Below are 19,965 nucleotides of genomic sequence, written 5' to 3'. Positions count from 1 at the left end.
TGTGGAAGAGCTGGAGTGGTACAAAGTTTGCGCGTAGCGAGCTTTCAAACTTCTCATTACGGCGCACCGCCACCGCATTCATGGATTCGGATCGAGAGCTTGCAGATAGTGGCCACGCCTGGCGTGAACACTGTCGCTGGCTCTGAAAGCTACCCCCTCTCGAAGGAGACACTCAATGACAGCTCAGACTGACCCACAAGGCGCTGGCATGCCCGCTGGCCTGGACCAACAAGAATCGCGAGAGTGGATGGATGCCCTCTCGGCCGTGATCGACCGTGAAGGTGCCGACTACGCACACAAGCTGATCGAAGATCTGCTTGAGCATGCACGCCAAAACAGCGTGGACATGCCTTTCTCGGCCAACACCGGCTATGTGAACACCATCGAGACCGACCACGAGGCCAAGTGCCCAGGCAACCTCGAAATCGAAGGCCGTCTGCGCGCCTACATGCGCTGGAACGCCATGGCCATGGTGGTCAAGGCCAACCGCGTGCACCCCCCCGAAGGTGGTGATCTGGGCGGCCACATCGGCTCCTTCGCTTCGCTGGCCAATATGTTTGCCGCCGGCTTCAACCACTTCTGGCACGCCGAGAACGAAAACCACGGTGGTGACTGCCTGTACATCCAGGGTCACGTATCGCCCGGCATTTACGCCCGCGCTTACCTGGAAGGTCGTATCTCCGAAGAGCAGCTGCTGAACTTCCGCCAGGAAGTGGACGGCAAGGGTCTGTCGAGCTACCCCCACCCCAAGCTGATGCCCGACTTCTGGCAGTTCCCTACGGTGTCCATGGGCCTGGGCCCGCTGATGGCCATCTACCAGGCACGTTTCCTGAAGTACCTGCACGCCCGTGGCATTGCCAACACCGAAAACCGCAAGGTCTGGGTGTTCTGCGGCGACGGTGAAATGGACGAAGTCGAATCCCTGGGCGCCATCGGCCTGGCCGCACGCGAAAACCTGGACAACCTGGTCTTCGTGATCAACTGCAATCTGCAGCGTCTGGACGGCCCGGTGCGCGGCAACGGCAAGATCATCCAGGAGCTGGAAGGCGAATTCCGCGGCGCTGGCTGGAACGTCATCAAGCTGCTGTGGGGCAAGGGCTGGGACGAGCTGCTGGCCAAGGACAAAGACGGCGTGCTCAAGAAGATCATGATGGAGTGCAACGACGGTGACTATCAGGCGATGAAGGCCAACGATGGTGCTTACGTTCGCAAGAACTTCTTCGGCCGCGATCCTCGTGCGCTGAAGATGGTCGAGCACATGAGCGACGACGAGATCTGGAATCTGCGCCGCGGCGGCCACGATTCGCAAAAGGTCTACGCTGCCTTTGCGGCTGCCAATACCCACAAGGGTCAACCCACCGTGCTGCTGGTCAAGACCGTCAAGGGCTTTGGCATGGGCAAGGTCGGCGAAGGCAAGAACAACGTTCACCAGACCAAGAAGCTGAGCGACGAGGACATCAAGGCCTTCCGCGACCGTTTCAACATTCCAATCCCCGACAGCCAGATCGCGGACATCCCCTTCTACAAGCCGGCCGACGACACGCCGGAAATGAAGTATCTGCACGAGCGCCGCAAGGCCCTGGGTGGTTACCTGCCTCACCGTCGCCAACAGGCCGACGAGCAGTTCACCGCGCCTACGCTGGATACCTTCAAGGCCATTCTGGAGCCCACACCTGAAGGCCGTGAGATCTCCACGACCCAGGCCTATGTGCGTTTCCTGACGCAGCTGCTGCGCGACAAGAACATCGGCCCCCGCGTGGTGCCCATCCTGGTGGACGAAGCCCGTACCTTCGGTATGGAAGGCCTGTTCCGCCAAGTCGGTATCTACAACCCCCACGGTCAGCAATACACCCCGGTCGACAAGGACCAGGTGATGTACTACCGCGAGGACAAGGCCGGCCAGATCCTGCAGGAAGGCATCAACGAAGCCGGCGGCATGTCCAGCTGGATCGCTGCGGCCACCAGCTACAGCCATAGCAACCGGGTCATGATCCCGTTCTATGTGTACTACTCGATGTTCGGCTTCCAGCGCATCGGCGATCTGGCCTGGGCTGCAGGCGATCTGCAAGCACGCGGCTTCCTGCTGGGCGGCACTTCGGGTCGCACCACGCTGAACGGCGAAGGCCTGCAGCACGAAGACGGTCACAGCCACATCCTGGCCAACACCATTCCTAACTGTGTGACTTACGACCCCACCTTCGCTCACGAAGTGGCCGTGATCATGCAGGACGGTCTGCGCCGCATGGTGCAGAACCAGGAAAACATCTTCTACTACATCACGCTGCTGAACGAAAACTACCCCATGCCCGGCCTCGCCGAAGGCACGGAAGAGCAGATCCTCAAGGGCATGTACATGGTCAAGCCTGGCCAGAAGGTGCCGGAGAGCGGACTGCGCGTGCAACTGCTGGGCTCGGGCACCATCCTGCGCGAATCCTTCTTTGCACAAGAGCTGCTGGAAAAGGACTGGGGTGTTGCCGCCGACGTGTGGAGCTGCCCATCGTTCAACGAACTGACCCGCGAAGGCCAGGAAGCCGATCGCTTCAACATGCTGCACCCACTGGAAGCCGCCAAGGTTCCATTCGTGGCACAGCAACTGGCGGCCCACCCCGGTCCAGTCGTTGCTTCGACCGATTACATGAAGGCCTACGCCGAGCAGATCCGTCCTTACATGCCCAAGGGCCGCACCTACAAGGTGCTGGGTACCGATGGTTTCGGTCGTTCGGACTTCCGTGCCAAGCTGCGCGAGCACTTCGAAATCAACCGCCACTACATCGTCATCGCTGCACTGCGCGGCCTGGCCGATGAAGGCAAGATCAACGCCACCACCGTGGCCGAAGCGATCAAGAAGTACGGTATCAACACCGACAAGATCAACCCGCTGCACGCCTAAAAACGGGAGACACTCAACATGGCATTGACAGAAATCAAAGTCCCCGATATCGGCGACTTCTCCGAAGTCGGCGTGATCGAAGTGCTGGTCAAGGTGGGTGACACCATCAAGGTCGAGCAGTCGCTGCTGACCGTGGAATCCGACAAGGCTTCCATGGAAATCCCTTCCAGCCACGCTGGCGTGGTCAAGGAGATCAAGGTTGCTTTGGGCGACAAGGTCAAGGAAGGCTCCGTGATCGTGGTGCTGGAAACCGCGGAAGCGGCTCCCGCACCCGCTCCAGCCGCTGCGGCCCCCGTGGCTGCTGCACCTGCACCCGTGGCCGCCGCTCCTGTAGCTGCTGCACCGGTCGCTGCTGCGCCTGCTGCATCGTCCACTGTGGACCTGAAGATCCCCGACATCGGTGACTTCAAGGACGTGGCTGTGATTGAAATGCTGGTCAAGGTGGGTGACACCGTGACCGTGGAGCAATCGCTGTTCACCGTGGAGTCCGACAAGGCCTCGATGGAAATCCCATCGCCAACGGCTGGCACCATCACGGCGCTGACCATCAAGGTGGGCGACACCGTCAACATCGGTGATGTCGTGGGCCAGATCACGGTGCAAGGCGCTGCGGCTGCAGCGGCTCCCGTCTCCACTCCTGCCCAGGCAGCAGCTCCGGTTGCCGCCCCTGTGGCGGCTCCCGCCCAGGCTGCCGCTCCCGTGGCTGCTCCTGCAGTGGCTGCTGCTGCACCCGCCCACAACCCCACGGTGGCGCCTTCGGGCCAACTGCCACACGCCTCGCCTTCGGTGCGCAAGTTCGCTCGCGAACTGGGTGTGCCTCTGGCTGAAGTCAAGGGTTCGGGTCAGAAGGGTCGCATCACGGCTGACGACGTGCAAGCCTTCACCAAGTCGGTGATGGCCGGTGCTGTGCAGACCCTGGCGCAACAGGCAGCGGCTCCCAAGGCTTCGTCCGGCGGCAACGTCGGCGGCCTGGAAGTGCTGGCCTGGCCCAAGATCGACTTCGCCAAGTTCGGCCCGGTGGAACGCAAGGATCTGTCGCGCATCAAGAAGATCTCGGGCGCCAACCTGCACCGCAACTGGGTGATGATCCCCCACGTCACCAACAATGACCTGGCCGACATCACTGATCTGGAAGCCTTCCGCGTCTCGACCAATGCCGAAAGCGCAAAGGCCAAGAGCGATGTCAAGGTCACCATGCTGGCCTTCGTCATCAAGGCACTGGTGGCTGCACTCAAGAAGTTCCCTGAGTTCAACGCTTCGCTGGACGGCGACACCCTGGTCTACAAGCAGTACTTCAACATCGGTTTTGCCGCTGACACGCCCAACGGTCTCGTTGTGCCCGTGCTCAAGGATGCCGACAAGAAGGGCATCATGCAGATCAGCCAGGAAATGGGCGAGCTGGCCAAGAAGGCCCGCGACGGCAAGCTGGGCGCTGCCGATATGCAAGGCGGTTGCATGTCCATCTCGTCGCTGGGAGGCATTGGTGGCACCAACTTCACGCCTATCGTGAACGCGCCTGAAGTGGCAATTCTGGGCCTGTCCAAGGGCCAGATGACCCCGGTGTGGGATGGCAAGCAATTTGTGCCCCGCCTGATGCTGCCTCTGAGCCTGTCGTACGACCACCGCGTCATCGACGGCGCGCTGGCCGCCCGCTTCAACGCCTATCTGGGCGCTGTGCTGGCCGACTACCGCCGCATCCTGCTCTAAGTAGCAGCCGGGCAGGCCGGTTTCGAAAGAAATCGGCCTGTAGCGCATATCCATCAAGCGCAAGCAGCTCCTGTTTTTAAACTGCTTGCGCGCTTGCGTATCAGCCTTGTGATCGAGATAAAAGCCTGGGCAGCAGCCATTGATGCATGCGCGTGGCCTCGCTGGATGAGCGCTGGAGCCGAGCCGCTTCACCCCATCACTCTTCTGCAAGCCCAAAGAGGCCGTTGCCGGTGAGCGGGGCGCGAAGGAACAGGGCAATGCGCTGCTCAAGCCTGGACCGAAAAAATCATTTGCAGCAGCCTGAATGCTTCAGGCCGCACAGAGACAAAAACCAAGATAGGAGCGCATATGAGCCTCATCGATATCAAGGTACCCAACATTGGCGACTTCGCCGAAGTGGGCGTGATCGAACTGCTGGTTCAGCCCGGTGACACCGTGGCTGTGGACCAATCGCTGTTGACCGTGGAGTCCGACAAGGCCTCCATGGAGATCCCCTCCAGCCACGCTGGTGTGGTCAAGGCCATCCTGGTCAAGGTCGGCGACAAGGTTGCCGAAGGCTCGGTCATCATCTCGCTGGAAGCCGCAGCCGGTGCTGCCGCTCCTGCAGCAGCTGCCCCTGCACCCGCAGCGCAAGCTCCCGCACCCGTGGCAGCCCCTGTTGCCGCAGCTCCCGCTCCCGTGGCCAGCAACTTCAGCGGCACGGTCGATTTCGACTGTGACGTGGTGGTCATCGGCGGCGGCCCTGGCGGTTACTCCGCAGCCTTCCGTGCGGCCGACCTGGGTCTGAAGGTCGTGCTGGTCGAGCGTTACAAGACGCTGGGCGGCGTGTGCCTGAACGTGGGTTGCATCCCATCCAAGGCGTTGCTGCACGTGGCAGCCGTGATGGACGAAGTCAAGCACCTGGAAGTGGCCGGCGTGAAGTTTGCCGCTCCCGAAGTGAACATCGACCAGCTGCGCGGCCACAAAGAAAAGGTCATCGGCAAGCTGACCGGCGGTCTGGGCCAGATGGCCAAGATGCGCAAGGTCACCATCGTGCGCGGCTACGGCAACTTCGTGTCTGCCAACCACATCGAAGTGGATGAAACCACGGGCGACGCACAGGAAAAGACCGGCAGCAAGAAGATCGTTCAGTTCAAGAACGCCATCATTGCTGCCGGCTCGCAAGCCGTGCACCTGCCCTTCATGCCCAAGGACCCCCGCGTGGTCGATTCCACCGGTGCGCTGGATCTGAAGGAAGTGCCCAAGCGCATGCTGATCTTGGGCGGCGGCATCATCGGCCTGGAAATGGGCACCGTCTACTCCACGCTGGGCGCACGCCTGGACGTGGTGGAAATGATGGACGGCCTGATGCAAGGCGCTGACCGCGATCTGGTCAAGATCTGGCAAAAGATGAACGCGCCGCGTTTCGACAACATCATGGTCAACACCAAGACCGTGGGTGCCGAAGCTACGCCCGAAGGCATCAAGGTCTCGTTCGCTCCTGCCAAGGACGGCATCACCGTGCCAGAACCCCAGACCTACGACCTGGTTCTGCAAGCCGTGGGCCGCACGCCCAATGGCAAGAAGATCAGCGCCGAAAAGGCCGGCGTGGCCGTGACCGACCGCGGCTTTATCGACGTCGATATCCAGATGCGCACCAACGTGCCCAACATCTTCGCCATCGGCGACATCGTGGGTCAGCCCATGCTGGCACACAAGGCCGTGCACGAAGCCCATGTGGCCGCTGAAGTCATCGCCGGTGAACTGCAAGGAAACAAGGAACTGGCAGCCGCCGCCTTCAACGCCCGCGTGATCCCGTCCGTGGCTTACACCGACCCCGAAGTGGCATGGGTGGGTCTGACCGAAGACCAGGCCAAGGCACAAGGCATCAAGGTCAAGAAGGGCCTGTTCCCATGGGCTGCCTCCGGCCGCGCCATTGCCAACGGCCGCGATGAAGGCGTGACCAAGCTGCTGTTTGACGACTCCCCTGAAGCCCACGGCCACGGCCGTATTCTGGGCGGCGGCATGGTCGGCACACACGCTGGCGACATGATCGGCGAAGTGGCTCTGGCCATCGAAATGGGGGCTGACACCGTGGACATCGGCAAGACTATCCACCCCCACCCAACCCTTGGCGAGTCCATCGGCATGGCGGCGGAAGTGGCTCACGGTTCTTGCACGGACGTGCCACCACAGCGCAAGTAAGTAAGTAAGTGTAGCGATCAGGCCTGAACGTTTGTTCGGGCTTGCTTCAAACAAAGGCAGCCTACGGGCTGCCTTTTTCGTTGGAGGTGATGGTTTTGATGCTGTTTCTGGACGAGCTGCGCTGCCTGCTCGAAGGCGTGCTGGCGCGCTATGGCTTGCGGCATAGGGAGTGGCGGGCTGGGAAGGGTGTGCAGCAGCGGTGACGACATGATGGGTGAAATCATGCTGGCCATCGAAATGGGCGCTGACACCGTGGACATCGGCAAGACCATCCACCCCCACCCAACCCTTGGCAAGACCATCGGCATGGCGGCGGAAGTGGCGCACGGTTCCTGCACGCAAGTAAGTAGGTCAATCACCTGAGAATGCTACTGATTCAGTAGCGGGTTGTGCAGATTCTGGAAGGACTGCGCGGCTTTTTTAATTTGTATGCTCGACACCGATAGCAAAGGATTTGCGTTTCGCCACTTGTGCCATCCACTGTGGACGCTTGTCGTTTCGCCGCCGATCGAACGCTTCCAATTGCTGCGGCCAGTTGCTAAACCTTGAGTCAAGGCAAGCATTGGCTTGTGCATATGCGCAAATGACGAGGTATTGTGAATCGCAGTGTGTTTGCTGGGATTTAGACATCGCATTCCAACTGTCCCACACAGCGTCCATTGAACTGGCGATCTCAGAGGGTTCCTGTCTTCCGAGTGCTAGTAGCATAAATTGGTAAAAGCGAGCAGGTCGCATAAGGTAGGGCTCTTCAGCGTTGCATGGCTCGCTGGATGGCGCAAGCAAATTTCTTCCGTCAACTAGCCATGTTAATAATGTGACAGTGAGCTGAGAATTAAGCGCGTCAGCTGCGAACTTGGCGCGGTGTACGTTGGCAAGCCGCTCGTAAATAAGCAAAGCCTGCTTGGAAAAGTCCAGCGCCTGCGTGATGTCTCCGATGTCCGATAAGTGATTTGCGTAATTGTTCAAGGATTTTGCTAAATCTGGTTCAAAACGTTCTGGATTATCTTTGGCAAGCCGTTTACGAATATCAAAAGCGAGCTTGGAAAAGTCCAGAGCCTGGGTGGTTTCTCCGACGTACGACAAATGATTTGCGTAATTGCCAAAGGATGAAGCCAAGGCTGCTTCAAAACGCTCTGGATTATCTTTGGTAAGCCGTTGATGAATATCCAAAGCCTGCCTGGAAAATTCTATGGCCTGTATGGCGTCTCCGAAATCCGACAAGTGATTTGCGTAATTTAACAAGGACGAAGCCAAGTTTGGTTCAAAACGCTCGGGTTTATCTTTGGCAAGCCGTTGATGAATATCCAAAGCCTGCTTGGCAAAGTCCAGGGCCTGCGTGGTGTCTTCGACTTCGGACAAGTGGCTTGCGTAATTGCTCAAGGACGAAGCCAAGTTTGGTTCAAAACGCTCGGGCATATCTTTGGCAAGCCGTTGACGAATATCCAAAGCCTGCTTGGAAAAGTCCAGCGCCTGAGTGGTTTCTCCGACGTCAGACAAGTGGCTTGCGTAATTGCTCAAGGACGAGGCAAAGTCTGGTTCAAAGCGTTCGGGCGTATCTTTGGCAAGCCGTTGATGAATATCCAAAGCTTGCTTGGAAAATTCAAGAGCCTGCATGGAGTCTCCGGCATCCGATAAGTGATTTGCGTAATTTCCCAAGGACGAAGCCAAGTTTGGTTCGAAATGCCCTGGATTATTTTTGGCAAGCCGTTGATGAATATCCAAAGCCTGCTTGGCAAAGACTAGGGCCTGCGTGATGTCTTCGACGTCAGACAAGTGGCTTGCGTAATTGCTCAAGGATGAAGCCAAGCCTGGTTCAAAACGCTCGGGATTATTTTTGGCAAGCCATTGACGAATATCTAAAGACTGCTTGGAAAAATTAAGAGCTTGAGCTGTTTTGCCAAGTTGTCTATTTGCAATGCTGAGGTTTAAAAGCGTTTTGCTAAAAATGTTCCAGTCGCCGATTGAAGCTTTGACCTTTTGGCAACGGCGCTCTGCTTGCGTATTAATTGTTTCGCGAATTAGCAATTCCAGGCCTGCTAATGGGAGGACTTCGTATTTGAAGTTTTGTTCAAGAAGTCCAGCCACTTGTAGTGCGACAGTAGGACTTAATCTCTTGAAACTTCGTTCCGCAACTAAGAACAGAGGGCTAGGTGTTTGGATACACACTTGAAATAGCGGCTGTGCGCAGCGTGCAAAGTTCTTGCTTAATGCAATTTCAAGTGGGGTAGATACAGCGGAACGGTAACGAAGCAGGCGAGCCAATATGGTCAGTGCATGAGTGCGTTGCGTCACACTGGCCTTTTCCCCCAGCACTGCGTCAAGTAGCGCTCCTCCTTCTGAGCCCAAGACTTGGTGACCAATGAGTGCTTCACCCAATAGGTCGGGTTGCAGTGCACCGAGCCCCTGGCGGCCTGGGTAAAGTGGTGTCAAGCCTGTGAAAAGTGGTTTGAGATTAGGCTGCTGTCCATCAGCGGCAACCCATAGTGGTTCGATTGCCTTTGCTGTGGAGGCATAGCCAATCAAAGTCACCAAACTCATCATTAGATTGGCTTCACTCTCACAGCTTGAGTTGGCTGCGACCTTGTACCAGTAGCGTTGTTCATGCCGCACCAATGACTGTGGGAGTGCTTCCGCATTGGCTGTGCGCTCCCCCAACAAAGTCAACAAGGCAGCCATTTGCAGAAACAAGGGGCTGTGGTATTGCTCGGCACTTAAGTCAGGTTGAATATTTGGTGACGTAACATTAAGAGCTTTTGCAAAAGCGGTTAATGCTTGGTTGAACGCCTTATTGCGCTCACTGACTTGCTCATATAACCCAGGTAAGCTGTAAGGGCCTGTAGTGGCAAAACCATCCAGCAGGGCTTCGCATCGCGTTTCGTACATGGGGAGTTGCCTCCACCATTCACCGCTACTGCGAGCCAGTAATAGAAACCGTATTGGCGAAGCAGCGTTTTGCGACAAAACAGCTGCCAAAATTCCAAGCAGTTCAGTTGTGCGCGTCTCTGCGTAATCGATTACCAATAAAACCGGTTGTTGGCTTTTTGAGAGCGCTTTTGCCAAACTTTGTGCGGATTGTGTCTGAAAGTCACCCTTAAGAAATCCAGCCGCCCAGCCCTCTTTCAATAGGCATTTGCACATCTCAAGCGCAAGCCTGGTTTTTCCAGAGCCACCCTCTCCGGTCAGTAGTCGGACGCAAGCAGGGTAGGCCGATGTCTTAGCCCAATTAAGCTGCGTTTGCAAAAATTGAAAGCGTTCTTGCGCGAAAGGAATCAATGCTTCTTCGGCCTTTAGAAGTTGACTGGGGCTCAAGCCGCTGTGCTGGTTCCAAAGCGGCGCAGGTAAGGCTAACCATTGGGCCAGATTGGTTGCAATTGGTGGAGTGGTGGTTGCGGGCGATACTTGTGGCGGCGGCGCAATAGCCGACGCTGTGGGGGTATGCCAATCAAGTGCGGCTATAAAAGTGTCCGCACATGCTCGCCAGTGGTAGTCATTTTGTAATTCTTCTCTGAGCCGTAATGCATCCGCTCGCACGGATGAATAATTCTTCGCAATCTCGATTAACAGGTTTGCAACGGCCTCTTTGTCTGCTTTAGCGAAGAAAGGAGATCCGTTTTGTCCTTTAACGTCGATGGCGTGAACCAAGTTCTCTTTTCTTAGCATTTTTAAGAAATGATAGGCGCCGCTCTTCTGGCTCAAGATGAGGGGTACACCTGCTGCGATGGCTTCCCATGCCACTAGGCCGAACCCTTCATGCCACGAAGGCATGAGACACACACTGGCTGCCTTTAACTCGTCAAATAGCTCGGTACGGTTTTGGGTAAATGGCAATGCCTGTAGGCTGATGACGCGCCCCGCATGTTGCTGAGCCAGTTCTTTCAATTCGACTTCGGCCCCGGTCGAATCTGTATTGGGAGTCTCTTCTAGCTCAATACCGCGCAGTATGATGCGGGGCTCGTTCTCGCCACGGAGGGCATCCGGTAGGCCGGAGTTTGAATCACATTGGTGGACTGCATAGGCAAACCCCGCTACGCCCAGATGTGCCTGTTTGATCTTCTGGGCACCTGCATCAAGTCTGCCACTGACAAATGCAACGAAGGTGTTGTGATGCCTCCGCGGTGAAATCTCGGCAAGACCTGGTATCAGCATGGGGATGTCGGTACTTCGACGGTCCAACATATTCGCCGCAGCGCTTTGTAAAAGTGGCCCGACTGCCAAACAAATGTTGGAATCAGTAAATAATTGCCTTTGCTCGCTTTCCTTGCTTTTTGAGGTTGCACTGTCCTCAGCAAAACTTTCATAGTGCGCATAACTCATGTGATGGATGAGTGCTGATCGCCCACCGTGAGTTCTTGCCAATTCGATGGCTGCTGCACCTGTAATTCGGTCATGCCCTAAGAAGACTATTTCGTCAGATTTCTCACCCAGACCTTTTGATTGAAGTTTTGACCGTACCAGCGTTGCATGCTCCTTCCCGATTGATCCCCCGGTCAATTCAAGACTAATGAGTTCTATTTGGTATTGATCCCAGACTAGTCGTATTTCGTCGTCAGCACATTCGGCGACAACGCAGACTACCCGCAACCATGACCAGTGTGCAGCAGCTATCGCAATGAGAAGGTCGTAGTTAAATGCATTTATGCCGCCATATTTTGGTCCCCATGCAGTCGCAACTGCAATCAAAGTGTTTTGTTTATTCATAAGCGAGAAGGCGTTGTTGCACGCGATGTTAACCGCTTAAAGTCAGTTAATTGCTCACTTACGTAAACCCTCGGTTGTCTCTCTTGGCCTATAAGCTCAGCACACAGAAATACACGGCTATCCGTCAAACTCTGGCCGAGCCAGACCCGCTGCGGTTGAGTTGGCTTAACCTGATCAAAGGCACGGTGCGCACCGTGGTACAGCAACTGGGTGGCGATGCGGTGGCATTGGTAGAACAAGCCGTGCAGGCTATCGTGCGCCGCCGCGCAGCAAGCCGAAGTCAAGGCGCTGATTCTGGACGAGCTGCGCCGCCTGCACGAAGGCGTGCTGGCGCGCTATGGCTTGCGGCCCAGCGAGTTGATGGCGTGGCGCCCGGTGAAGGGCTTGTAGTTTTTGATAGCTGCTTGCGCTTGATAGATAAGCGTTAGAGCAAATTCTGACTAATACCTTGTGTGGAGGCGTTGGCTTCGGTCGTGTGGCAAATTTCCCAATCGGGAAATATTTCACCGCAGGCTGAGGTTTGGCTTCATAATTTCCCGAACGGGAATTTTCAGGCTAGGCCACCTTATGTCAACCATTCACACCACCGACCAACTGGGCGCGGCCTTGCGCACCGCCCGCAAACAACTGGGGCTGACTCAGCCACAGCTGGCTTTGGCCGCAGGCGTGGGCACGCGTTTTATTGTGGATCTGGAGTCGGGTAAGCCCACGGTGCGGCTGGAGCATGTGCTGCGGGTGATTGATGCGCTGGGCGGCGAATTGCAGTTGAGTGGCTTGCCGGACGCTGCACCTGAAGACGCTGCTGACCGGGCAGCAGTAGTGCAGGGCGCACGCCATGGCGCATGAACTTGACGTCTGGCTGTTTGACCGGCGCGTGGGCAGCCTGTCGCTGGTGCATGGGCGGCTGAGCTTTGCCTATGCGCCTGACTGGTTGACGCAGCCGCAGGCCACAGCCTTATCGCAGTCGCTGCCGCTGCAGGCCGAGCCGTTTGACGATCACCAGACCCGGCCTTTCTTCGCCGGTCTGCTGCCCGAGGGGCAGATGCGCCGCCTGATTGCGCAGCAGTTTCAGGTGTCGGGGCAGAACGATTTCGCTATGCTGGACCATATTGGCGGCGAGTGCGCGGGGGCGGTGACTTTTCTGGAGCCTGGACAGGCCTTGCCACAGACTAACGGGGCTGGGGCGACCGGTGCAGAGGGTGATGTGGAGTGGCTCAGCGATGAAAAGCTGATCGCAATTCTGGACGAGCTGCCGCGCCGTCCCATGCTGGCGGGCGATGACGGCTTGCGGTTGTCGCTGGCCGGGGCGCAGGACAAGCTGCCCGTGGTGGTGGATGAGAGCAATCCGGGTTCAGTGCGGATCGGCCTACCGCGCAATGGCGCGCCCAGCTCGCATATCTTGAAGCCCGCCATTCATGCGGTGGATGACAGCGTGGCCAACGAAGGCTTTTGCATGCTGCTGGCTGAGGTGATGGGGCTGCGCCCGGCACCGGCGCGTATTCACCAGGTGCTGGGCCGTTCTTTTTTATTGGTGGAGCGCTATGACCGCGTGCTCAATGCTGCAGGTCAGCGCGAGCGCTTGCACCAGGAGGATTTTTGCCAGGCACTAGGCGTGGTGCCCGAGATGAAGTACCAAAACGAGGGCGGGCCTGGCTTGGCGCAGTGTTTTGGCCTGCTGCGCGCTGTGACAAAACCTAGCGCTCCGCAGATTCTGCGGCTGCTGGATGGGGTGACCTTTAATGCCTTGATCGGCAACCACGATGCCCATGGCAAGAACTTTTCGCTGCTCTATGCCGGCAAGTCACCTGCGCTGGCACCGTTTTACGATCTGCTCGCGACAGCGATCTATCCCCAGCTGACGCCCAAGATGGCCATGAAAATTGGCAGCAAGTACAAGTTTAGCGAGCTGGAGGTGCGGCACTGGGAGCAGTTTGCCGAGAGTGCTGGTTTGGCCAAAGCCGCCAGTAAAAAGCGATTGCAGGTGCTGGCCACCGAGCTGCCAGCGGCCGCGCGCCAGCTGCAGGCTGCGCCGCAACATGGCTTTGCAGGCAATGCGGTGGTGGAGCAGATCGTGCAGCTGATCGAACAGCGCTGCTCCCTGACGCTCAAGCGCTTGGCTTCTGCGTGATTGCTGTCTGCAGGCGAGGGGGTGTCGGCCAAGGCCGTAGTGCTGCACGGATCGCGGGCACATAAAAAATTCCCGTTCGGGAAATAATTTGCACTTTAAGTGGATTGATGAATAAAAATTACCGATCGGTAATTTTTTGCGCAACCATTCAACTCAACTGCAGAAACTGTTTTGATAGCTGTCAGTGCTTGATGGGTAAAGGCTGGAGTCGTATTTGTTGCATATTTTGCAGCGTAGATAACGTTCGCCATGTACTGACTACCTCGTTTTCAGTTCACACCCTCGGCAAACCTAAGAGGAAGCGTCAGCCTCTGCGGTAGACAGCAAGCTTAGGCGCGGAGTCAAAGAAAGGCAGCTCAGGCTGCCTTTTTGCTGGGCGATTGGGGCGGCTCTTCTGCGAGAACAATGAAGGCTTGGCCGCAGCGGGCAGGCTCAACGGCTGCGCCGCGCATCACATGCGCATCACGAGGTTTGAATGGAGGCTTGCAAACGAGCCCATTCTTCTGCCAGGGTGTTGGCAGGCAGTTGGCTGTTGCCGCGTCCGTACCAATAGCGGGCGTTGCTCAGATCTCCCTCGACCCGGTGCAGATAGCCATGGATTTGGCAAGACAGTTCATCGCCGTGCTTTTGCGCAATGGCGTGGGCCTCTTCCCAGTGGCCGGCCTGGGCCAGGTCCAGCACTTTTTGGTGATCGCAGCTCATGGAATTTCCTTTTTATTGATTCTTGTGGGATGCGGGCGGCCGCTGTTGGCGTGCCGCCGCCAGCCAAGCTTGAGCGTTGTGGTGTCTCGAATGAAGGGCCTACTGAGAACATTCCGGCCTTGCTCCATGGCGGAATGTTCTCATTGAGGGCATCAACCCGCAGCAGCGGGTGTCAAGCCAAGAAGGCTCAGGCCTTTTTCAAGAACTCTGACTTCAGGATGAAGGGGCCTTGGTCGGTCTTGCAATCCACGTCGTGGTCGCCGTTGTCATAGACCAGGCGAATGCCTTTGATCTTGGTGCCCTTTTTGATGACGGTGGACGAGCCTTTGACCTTCAAGTCCTTGACCAGCAGCACGCTGTCGCCGTCGGCCAGCGGTGTGCCGTTGGCGTCTTTGATGATGCGCGGGCCGCTGTCTTCGTCATCGGTGGGCGCGCTGGCCGACCATTCGTGGGCGCAGTCGGGGCAGACCAGCTGGTCGCCATCGGGGTAGGTGTTGTCCAGGCCGCATTGGGGGCAAGAGGGCAGGGTGGAATGGCTCAAGGATTCGCTTTCGTTCAAATGCTCTGAAGAGAAGGGGCTAAGGTTACCGCCTAGGCAGTAGTGGCCTGGCGGGGTGCGGATTGCATGCACCGCGCGCGCACCTTCAGCGGCAGTCACGCGGCACAGAGGTCGCGTCATGTGCCGTGTGGCTTGGCCAGACAGTTCAAAAGCCGCTCTGGTTATCTGCTTGCAATTTTGATAGCTGCTCGCGTCTGATAGGCGAGCGATAGCGGCTGTTTTGGTTAAAACTATTCGTACTCGAATTCCGCGCGGTAGTCGTCGCGGCTGATGCCTTCGGCCTGCAGCGGCGCGACCAGGCGAAAGCGTGTGATCTTGGCCGATGCGGTCATGTAGCCCTTGATGACCAGCTCGCTCGAGCAGGGCATTGGCGCTGGATCAGGTTAGCTGCCGATCGCGCTCAGTGAATCATGATTTTGATAGCTTTCAGCGCTTGATGCATCAGCACTAGAGGCTGTTTTTATAGGTTTTTAACGTCAAAAGACCAACGGCAAGTGCATTGTCTGCACCTGGCGTTGGTCTTTTCTTATGGATCAGCTCTTGCTGTCAGGCGCTCTCTAGCGCTCTGAGTCTTCTCAAGCTCGCTGGGCTTTGGCCTTGCGGATGGTGGCCAGCATCAGCACGATGACGGAGAGGATCAGCATGCCCAGCACCAGGTAGATGCTGTAGTGCTTGTTGCCGGTGTACTGGGTCAGGATGCCGGAGAGCATAGGGCTGGCGGCAGAGCCGAGGTTGCCCAGGCTGCTGATGAGGGCGATGCCGCCTGCGGCTACGGCGGGCGACAGGTAGTCGCTGACCAGGGCAAAGAACAGTGGTGGCAAGGCGGCCAGGCCGATGAGGGTGAAGGCCAGTGCGATCAGCGAGCCTTCCAGGTGTCCGTGCATCTGCAGCGTGATGACGAGACCGACAATGGCCATGCCGGTGGCGATGAAGAAATGCCAGCGACGTTCGCGGAATTTGTCCGAGCTGGCGCCGAAGATGATCATGCCGAACAGGCCCGCGATAAAGGGCAGGGCGGAGTAGATGCCTACGTGCAGCACGTCCTGTACGCCCAGGCCCTGGATGACGGTGGGCATCCAGAAGACGAACAGGTAGGTGGCGCCGTGCATCATGAAATAGGCGAGCGACAGGGCGTAGACCTTGGGGTCGCGCAGCAGCAGGCTCAGAGGGGTTTTGTTGCCGTGACCGCTCTTGTGGCCATGGTGGCCGCCGCCGCCAAGACCGGCATCGTTGTCGATGTTGTGCTGCAGGCGGGCTTTTTCGGCATCGCTTAGCCATTTAGCGTCGGCAGGCTTGTCTTGCAGGTAGAAGTACAGGATCAGGCCCAGGACGCAGGCGGGAGGGCCTTGAATCAGGAACAGCCATTGCCAGCCGTGCAGGCCGTCGATGCCGTTCATGTACTTGAGGATGGCGCCGCACAGCGGGCCGGCGATGACGGCCATGCCCATGACGGCGGACAGGAAGATGGAGATCACGCGGCCGCGGCGGGCCGAGGGGTACCAGTAGGTGAAGTAGAGGATGACGCCGGGGAAGAAGCCGGCTTCAAAGGCGCCGAGCAAAAAGCGCGCCACGTAGAACTGCATGGGCGTGGAGACCCAGGCCATGGCTGTGGCGACGATGCCCCAGATGACCATGATGCGCATGAGGGTCTTGCGGGTGCCGATTTTCTCTAGCAGCAGGTTGCTGGGCACTTCAAACAGAAAGTAGCCGATAAAGAACAGACCGGCGCCAAAGCCGTAAGCGGCAACGCCAAAATCCAGCGTCTGCTTCATCTGGATCTGCGCATAGCCGATGTTGATACGGTCGAGGTAGGCGACCATGTAGCAAAGCAGCAGCAGGGGCAGGATGCGCCAGCTGATCTTCGAATACAGCGCATTGTCTGCATCGACATCCGCATTGGCTTGCCTGGGCGTGATGCCCTGGGTGATTGTTGCGCTTGGGTTCATCGCAGTCTTAGCTCATGTTGTTGTATGTGGTTCAACTCGAGACAGTCCTGATCGTCTGTCGACGCCTGTCTTGGCAGTCCCGGTCGGCATGCCAGGGCTTGAAAGCCTGGGCTGATGGGCTGGGTAGAGTGGGGCGCTAGCAGGGAAGGGTTTCGGGCCCTCGGCCTCTTGTCGCCATGGTGTCGTTCTTGACGGCTGCCCCAGGCTGCGCCAATGGGCTGGCGATGATCGTGCCTCTACCGCGACTGCCACCGCTGGCCAATGCGCGTTTGTCTTCCAGTTCCAAATTCATATCGTATTTCCGCCATTCATCGCCAGAACCTGGGCGGCGAGCCACTCGTTGGCGTACAGCCGTGAAGCGCTTGCCAAGCATTGCCTGCAGGTTCGAGGTCAATGTAGGTTGCGGATACGCCACGGGCTTGACGCATCATGAACAATGATTGACATATCGCGACACCAAGGGTAAGCCCTAGCCTGGCTTTGAGGCTTGAAACGCGGCTGTATTTCGGCGGCTGCGAGCGGCTTGTACAGGGGGAGATTTGTCTCTGAGGCCCGCTTTGACGCCCAGCGGCAGGGTGGCGGTTGGAGATCGCGCTTGCGGCCTTATCCGCCGCTCTTCAAGCCACAAACCTGCTGCGAGCCTTTGATTATTTAGCTTTCACTGCTTTGATAGCAGGCAATACAGCAGCAGTCTGATGGCCGAGCGGGCGGCAGATGCGTCTATGCAGTGGCTGCTGTGGTTAAGATGTACGCAGGCAGTCCGATAAGCGCTTGCACTTTTGCTACGCAATTCGTGTCACTGAGCCTGCTCTGGTTTTGAACTTCCAGTAGCGCCCATCAGCGCACGTCCCTGTGGCGGCACTCCACAATTCACCAAGAAAGGTCGCATATGTCCCGTACTCTTACCGACACCGTTTCCTCCGCTCAAGACGATCTGGAAAAGCTGGTCAGCGATCTGCGCGGTCTGCTGTCTTCGCGAGACCTGGACAAGATTCCTGAAATCAGCGTGCTGCGTCAGCGTCTGGACGATGGCATGTCTCATGCCCGTGAATCGGCCGTGCGCGCTGCGCAGGAAGCCGCTCGCCAGGCCCGCGATGCTGCCGACGCTGCAGACCGCTACGCCCATGACGAACCTTGGCGCGTTGCCGGCGCGGCTCTGGCTGTCGGTGCTCTGGTCGGCTTTATGCTGGGCCGCCGTTAATTGACCGCTCAGCACACAAATTGCCTGTGAACTGGAATTCACTGTTAGGTCTGGATGCCTTGACGGCGCGTTGGCGCGCAGTGGCCATCGAAACGGCTATTGCCGCCGAAGACCGCGTCGATCTGGCGCGGCTGGAGTGGCGAGAGCACAAGCGCAGCTTGCAGACCTTGCTGATCCTGGTGGTGGCACTGGGCGGCTTGACGGTGGTGGCGCTGGTGATCCTGTCTCTGGCTCTGGTGGTGCAGTTTTGGGATACCCCCCATCGCGCCACCGTGGCCTGGTGCCTGGGCGGTGGCTGGACGCTGATCTGGGCCCTGGCCCTGTGGCGTTTACTGGCTGTGGTGCGTCAGCTGTCCAAGCCTTTTGCCTTGACCCGCAATGAGCTCAAGACCGACTGGCAAGCTCTCAAAGTGAAGCTCTAGCATGACAGATGCCGTGCCAACATCCTCCATGCAGCCCGCTCCAGCCGGGCCGCCTGCGGGCGTGAATCTCGCCCTGTGGGAGCAAGCTACCGTTGATCAGCAAAAAGTGCTGCGCCGCATTGCGGTACAGCGCGGACGGCTGCGTGCGCGTGCATCGGCCCGGGCGCAAGCCCTGGCGCTGCGCGATTCGCAGTCGGGCGATCACGTGCGCGCCGATGCGCCGTTGACCGAACGCTTGATGACTTTTGCCCGTTTGCATCCTGTGGCCGTGGCGGTTGCCGCTGCTGCAGCTTTGGCCGTAGGGCCGCGCAAGCTGTTTCGCCTGGGCGGCGTGATTCTGCCCTGGGTCATACGGCTGCAGCAAAAACGGCGCGAGCCATAAAGCAGCGCTGATACAGCGCTAACCTCCACAAAACAGCCCGTGCAACTTGCGTTGACGGGCTGTTTTTCTGTGGGCTTTGAAAGTCGATCAGCGCATGTTCGCAATGGCCTGCGCAGATTCACTCACCAGTTCGGGGCCGCGATAGATCAGGCCGCTGTAGATCTGCACCACATCGGCGCCGGCGCGGATTTTGCTGACGGCATCTGCGCCGCTCATGATGCCGCCCACGCCAATGATGGGGAAGCGGCTGCCCAAAGCCGAGCGCAGCTGGCGGATGACCTGGTTGCTGGCTTCCAGCACCGGAGCGCCCGAGAGCCCGCCGGTTTCTTCGGCATGCTGCAAGCCCTTGACGGCCTTGCGGCTGATGGTGGTGTTGGTAGCGATGACGCCATCCATGCCATGGCGCTGCAAGGTGGCGGCGATGACGCCGACCTGCTCTTCGTCCAGATCAGGAGCAATCTTCACAAACACCGGTGTGCGCTTGCCGTGTTGGGTGGCCAGTTGCTCGCGGCGCTCGGCAACGGCGCCCAGCAGCGCGTCCAGCGCTTCATCGCTTTGCAAAGCGCGCAAATTCTTGGTGTTGGGCGAGCTGATGTTCACGGTCACGTAGTCGGCGTGAGGGTAGACGCCGTCCAGGGCCTTCAGATAGTCGCTGGTCGCTTCTTCAATCGGCGTGGTGGCGTTCTTGCCGATGTTCAGACCGAGCAGCATGGGCGCACCATTGGCGCGCACTTGCGAGCGGCGCACATTGGCCAGGAAGGCATCCAGACCTTCGTTGTTGAAGCCCAGGCGGTTGATCAAGGCCTTTTTTTCAGGGATGCGGAACATGCGTGGCTTGGGGTTGCCAGGCTGGGGGCGGGGCGTGACGGTGCCTACTTCCACAAAGCCGAAACCCATGGCGGCCAGCGCGTCGATGCAGCGGGCGTTCTTGTCCAGGCCTGCGGCCATGCCCACACGGTTGGGAAACTTCAGACCCGCCAGCTCGATGGGGTCGCTGATCAGCGGGCGCTCCCAGGCTTTTTGCAGCAAGGTGTTCTGACCCTTGGCCATGAAATTCATGGTGAAGTCGTGAGCGGCTTCGGGGTCCATGCCGAAAAGAATAGGACGGGTCAGGGAGTAAGGAATAAGAGACATGAGGATAATCGC

Annotated in this window: 14 protein-coding genes and 1 pseudogene; 9 read left to right on the top strand and 6 right to left on the bottom strand. The window is 58.1% G+C overall.

Annotation, left to right across the window (positions count from 1 at the left end; translation table 11 throughout):
• Positions 1 to 175 precede the first annotated feature (175 nt).
• The 4 genes and pseudogenes from aceE to EAO39_RS22605 form a co-directional block, all read left to right on the top strand.
• The gene (aceE, locus tag EAO39_RS12985) at positions 176 to 2,890 is read left to right on the top strand and encodes a pyruvate dehydrogenase (acetyl-transferring), homodimeric type (protein WP_120967980.1); all 2,715 of its coding nucleotides are present in this window, start codon (positions 176 to 178) and stop codon (positions 2,888 to 2,890) included.
• Between the two features lie 18 nt (positions 2,891 to 2,908).
• Positions 2,909 to 4,597: a dihydrolipoyllysine-residue acetyltransferase gene (gene aceF, locus EAO39_RS12980; RefSeq protein WP_120967978.1), complete on the top strand. Its 1,689-nt coding sequence runs from the start codon at positions 2,909 to 2,911 to the stop codon at positions 4,595 to 4,597.
• 348 nt (positions 4,598 to 4,945) lie between these two features.
• The gene (gene lpdA / locus EAO39_RS12975) at positions 4,946 to 6,781 is read left to right on the top strand and encodes a dihydrolipoyl dehydrogenase (RefSeq protein ID WP_120967976.1); all 1,836 of its coding nucleotides are present in this window, start codon (positions 4,946 to 4,948) and stop codon (positions 6,779 to 6,781) included.
• 204 nt (positions 6,782 to 6,985) lie between these two features.
• Positions 6,986 to 7,144 (top strand): annotated as a pseudogene (locus EAO39_RS22605) (hypothetical protein); the annotation flags it as partial.
• Between the two features lie 57 nt (positions 7,145 to 7,201).
• Here the strand turns inward: EAO39_RS22605 and EAO39_RS12970 are convergent.
• Positions 7,202 to 11,479 (bottom strand): tetratricopeptide repeat protein, encoded by a 4,278-nt coding sequence (locus EAO39_RS12970; protein ID WP_120967974.1) that lies wholly within the window; start codon positions 11,477 to 11,479, stop codon positions 7,202 to 7,204.
• Positions 11,480 to 12,046: 567 nt separating this feature from the next.
• Here EAO39_RS12970 and EAO39_RS12965 point away from each other — a divergent pair.
• Both EAO39_RS12965 and EAO39_RS12960 read left to right on the top strand, forming a co-directional pair.
• A complete protein-coding gene (locus tag EAO39_RS12965; RefSeq protein WP_120967972.1) occupies positions 12,047 to 12,325 on the top strand; it encodes a helix-turn-helix transcriptional regulator in 279 nt (92 codons plus the stop codon).
• Positions 12,315 to 13,607: a type II toxin-antitoxin system HipA family toxin gene (locus EAO39_RS12960; protein ID WP_120967970.1), complete on the top strand. Its 1,293-nt coding sequence runs from the start codon at positions 12,315 to 12,317 to the stop codon at positions 13,605 to 13,607. Before EAO39_RS12965 ends, EAO39_RS12960 begins: the two co-directional genes overlap by 11 nt.
• A gap of 462 nt (positions 13,608 to 14,069) precedes the next feature.
• On the opposite strand, the gene EAO39_RS12955 is transcribed toward EAO39_RS12960, so the two are convergent.
• The 4 genes from EAO39_RS12955 to EAO39_RS12945 form a co-directional block, all read right to left on the bottom strand.
• Positions 14,070 to 14,309, bottom strand: a complete 240-nt coding sequence (locus EAO39_RS12955) for a hypothetical protein (RefSeq protein ID WP_120967968.1) — start codon at positions 14,307 to 14,309, stop codon at positions 14,070 to 14,072.
• A 187-nt stretch (positions 14,310 to 14,496) separates the two neighbouring features.
• Positions 14,497 to 14,850: a zinc ribbon domain-containing protein YjdM gene (locus tag EAO39_RS12950; RefSeq protein ID WP_120971046.1), complete on the bottom strand. Its 354-nt coding sequence runs from the start codon at positions 14,848 to 14,850 to the stop codon at positions 14,497 to 14,499.
• 248 nt (positions 14,851 to 15,098) lie between these two features.
• A complete protein-coding gene (locus EAO39_RS22600) occupies positions 15,099 to 15,236 on the bottom strand; it encodes a hypothetical protein (RefSeq protein ID WP_162989562.1) in 138 nt (45 codons plus the stop codon).
• 207 nt (positions 15,237 to 15,443) lie between these two features.
• A complete protein-coding gene (locus tag EAO39_RS12945) occupies positions 15,444 to 16,814 on the bottom strand; it encodes an MFS transporter (protein ID WP_120967966.1) in 1,371 nt (456 codons plus the stop codon).
• Positions 16,815 to 17,703: 889 nt separating this feature from the next.
• Here EAO39_RS12945 and EAO39_RS12940 point away from each other — a divergent pair.
• The 3 genes from EAO39_RS12940 to EAO39_RS12930 are packed head-to-tail and all read left to right on the top strand — an operon-like array spanning position 17,704 to position 18,819.
• Positions 17,704 to 18,015, top strand: coding sequence for a DUF883 domain-containing protein (locus EAO39_RS12940; RefSeq protein WP_120967964.1), 312 nt, complete (start codon positions 17,704 to 17,706; stop codon positions 18,013 to 18,015).
• 26 nt (positions 18,016 to 18,041) lie between these two features.
• Positions 18,042 to 18,437, top strand: a complete 396-nt coding sequence (locus tag EAO39_RS12935) for a phage holin family protein (RefSeq protein ID WP_120971044.1) — start codon at positions 18,042 to 18,044, stop codon at positions 18,435 to 18,437.
• Position 18,438: 1 nt separating this feature from the next.
• On the top strand, positions 18,439 to 18,819 hold the full coding sequence (locus EAO39_RS12930; protein WP_120967962.1) for a hypothetical protein: 381 nt from the start codon (positions 18,439 to 18,441) through the stop codon (positions 18,817 to 18,819).
• An 87-nt stretch (positions 18,820 to 18,906) separates the two neighbouring features.
• Here EAO39_RS12930 and EAO39_RS12925 read toward each other — a convergent pair whose 3' ends face one another.
• Positions 18,907 to 19,953 (bottom strand): quinone-dependent dihydroorotate dehydrogenase, encoded by a 1,047-nt coding sequence (locus EAO39_RS12925; protein ID WP_120967960.1) that lies wholly within the window; start codon positions 19,951 to 19,953, stop codon positions 18,907 to 18,909.
• Positions 19,954 to 19,965 lie beyond the last annotated feature (12 nt).

This window comes from Comamonas sp. lk (assembly GCF_900564145.1).
Taxonomy (GTDB): Bacteria; Pseudomonadota; Gammaproteobacteria; order Burkholderiales; family Burkholderiaceae_C; genus Comamonas.
The sequence above is the reverse complement of the archived record's forward strand: the minus strand, read 5'-3'. Positions and strand labels throughout refer to the sequence as shown.

What these genes read in the sequence shown, in the direction of transcription:
- aceE (WP_120967980.1), top strand. Translation starts at nt 176, where the DNA reads ATGACAGCTCAGACTGACCCACAAGGCGCTGGCATGCCCGCTGGCCTG.
- aceF (WP_120967978.1), top strand. Translation starts at nt 2,909, where the DNA reads ATGGCATTGACAGAAATCAAAGTCCCCGATATCGGCGACTTCTCCGAA.
- lpdA (WP_120967976.1), top strand. Translation starts at nt 4,946, where the DNA reads ATGAGCCTCATCGATATCAAGGTACCCAACATTGGCGACTTCGCCGAA.
- EAO39_RS12970 (WP_120967974.1), bottom strand. Translation starts at nt 11,479, where the DNA reads ATGAATAAACAAAACACTTTGATTGCAGTTGCGACTGCATGGGGACCA.
- EAO39_RS12965 (WP_120967972.1), top strand. Translation starts at nt 12,047, where the DNA reads ATGTCAACCATTCACACCACCGACCAACTGGGCGCGGCCTTGCGCACC.
- EAO39_RS12960 (WP_120967970.1), top strand. Translation starts at nt 12,315, where the DNA reads ATGGCGCATGAACTTGACGTCTGGCTGTTTGACCGGCGCGTGGGCAGC.
- EAO39_RS12955 (WP_120967968.1), bottom strand. Translation starts at nt 14,309, where the DNA reads ATGAGCTGCGATCACCAAAAAGTGCTGGACCTGGCCCAGGCCGGCCAC.
- EAO39_RS22600 (WP_162989562.1), bottom strand. Translation starts at nt 15,236, where the DNA reads ATGCCCTGCTCGAGCGAGCTGGTCATCAAGGGCTACATGACCGCATCG.
- EAO39_RS12945 (WP_120967966.1), bottom strand. Translation starts at nt 16,814, where the DNA reads ATGAACCCAAGCGCAACAATCACCCAGGGCATCACGCCCAGGCAAGCC.
- EAO39_RS12940 (WP_120967964.1), top strand. Translation starts at nt 17,704, where the DNA reads ATGTCCCGTACTCTTACCGACACCGTTTCCTCCGCTCAAGACGATCTG.
- EAO39_RS12930 (WP_120967962.1), top strand. Translation starts at nt 18,439, where the DNA reads ATGACAGATGCCGTGCCAACATCCTCCATGCAGCCCGCTCCAGCCGGG.
- EAO39_RS12925 (WP_120967960.1), bottom strand. Translation starts at nt 19,953, where the DNA reads ATGTCTCTTATTCCTTACTCCCTGACCCGTCCTATTCTTTTCGGCATG.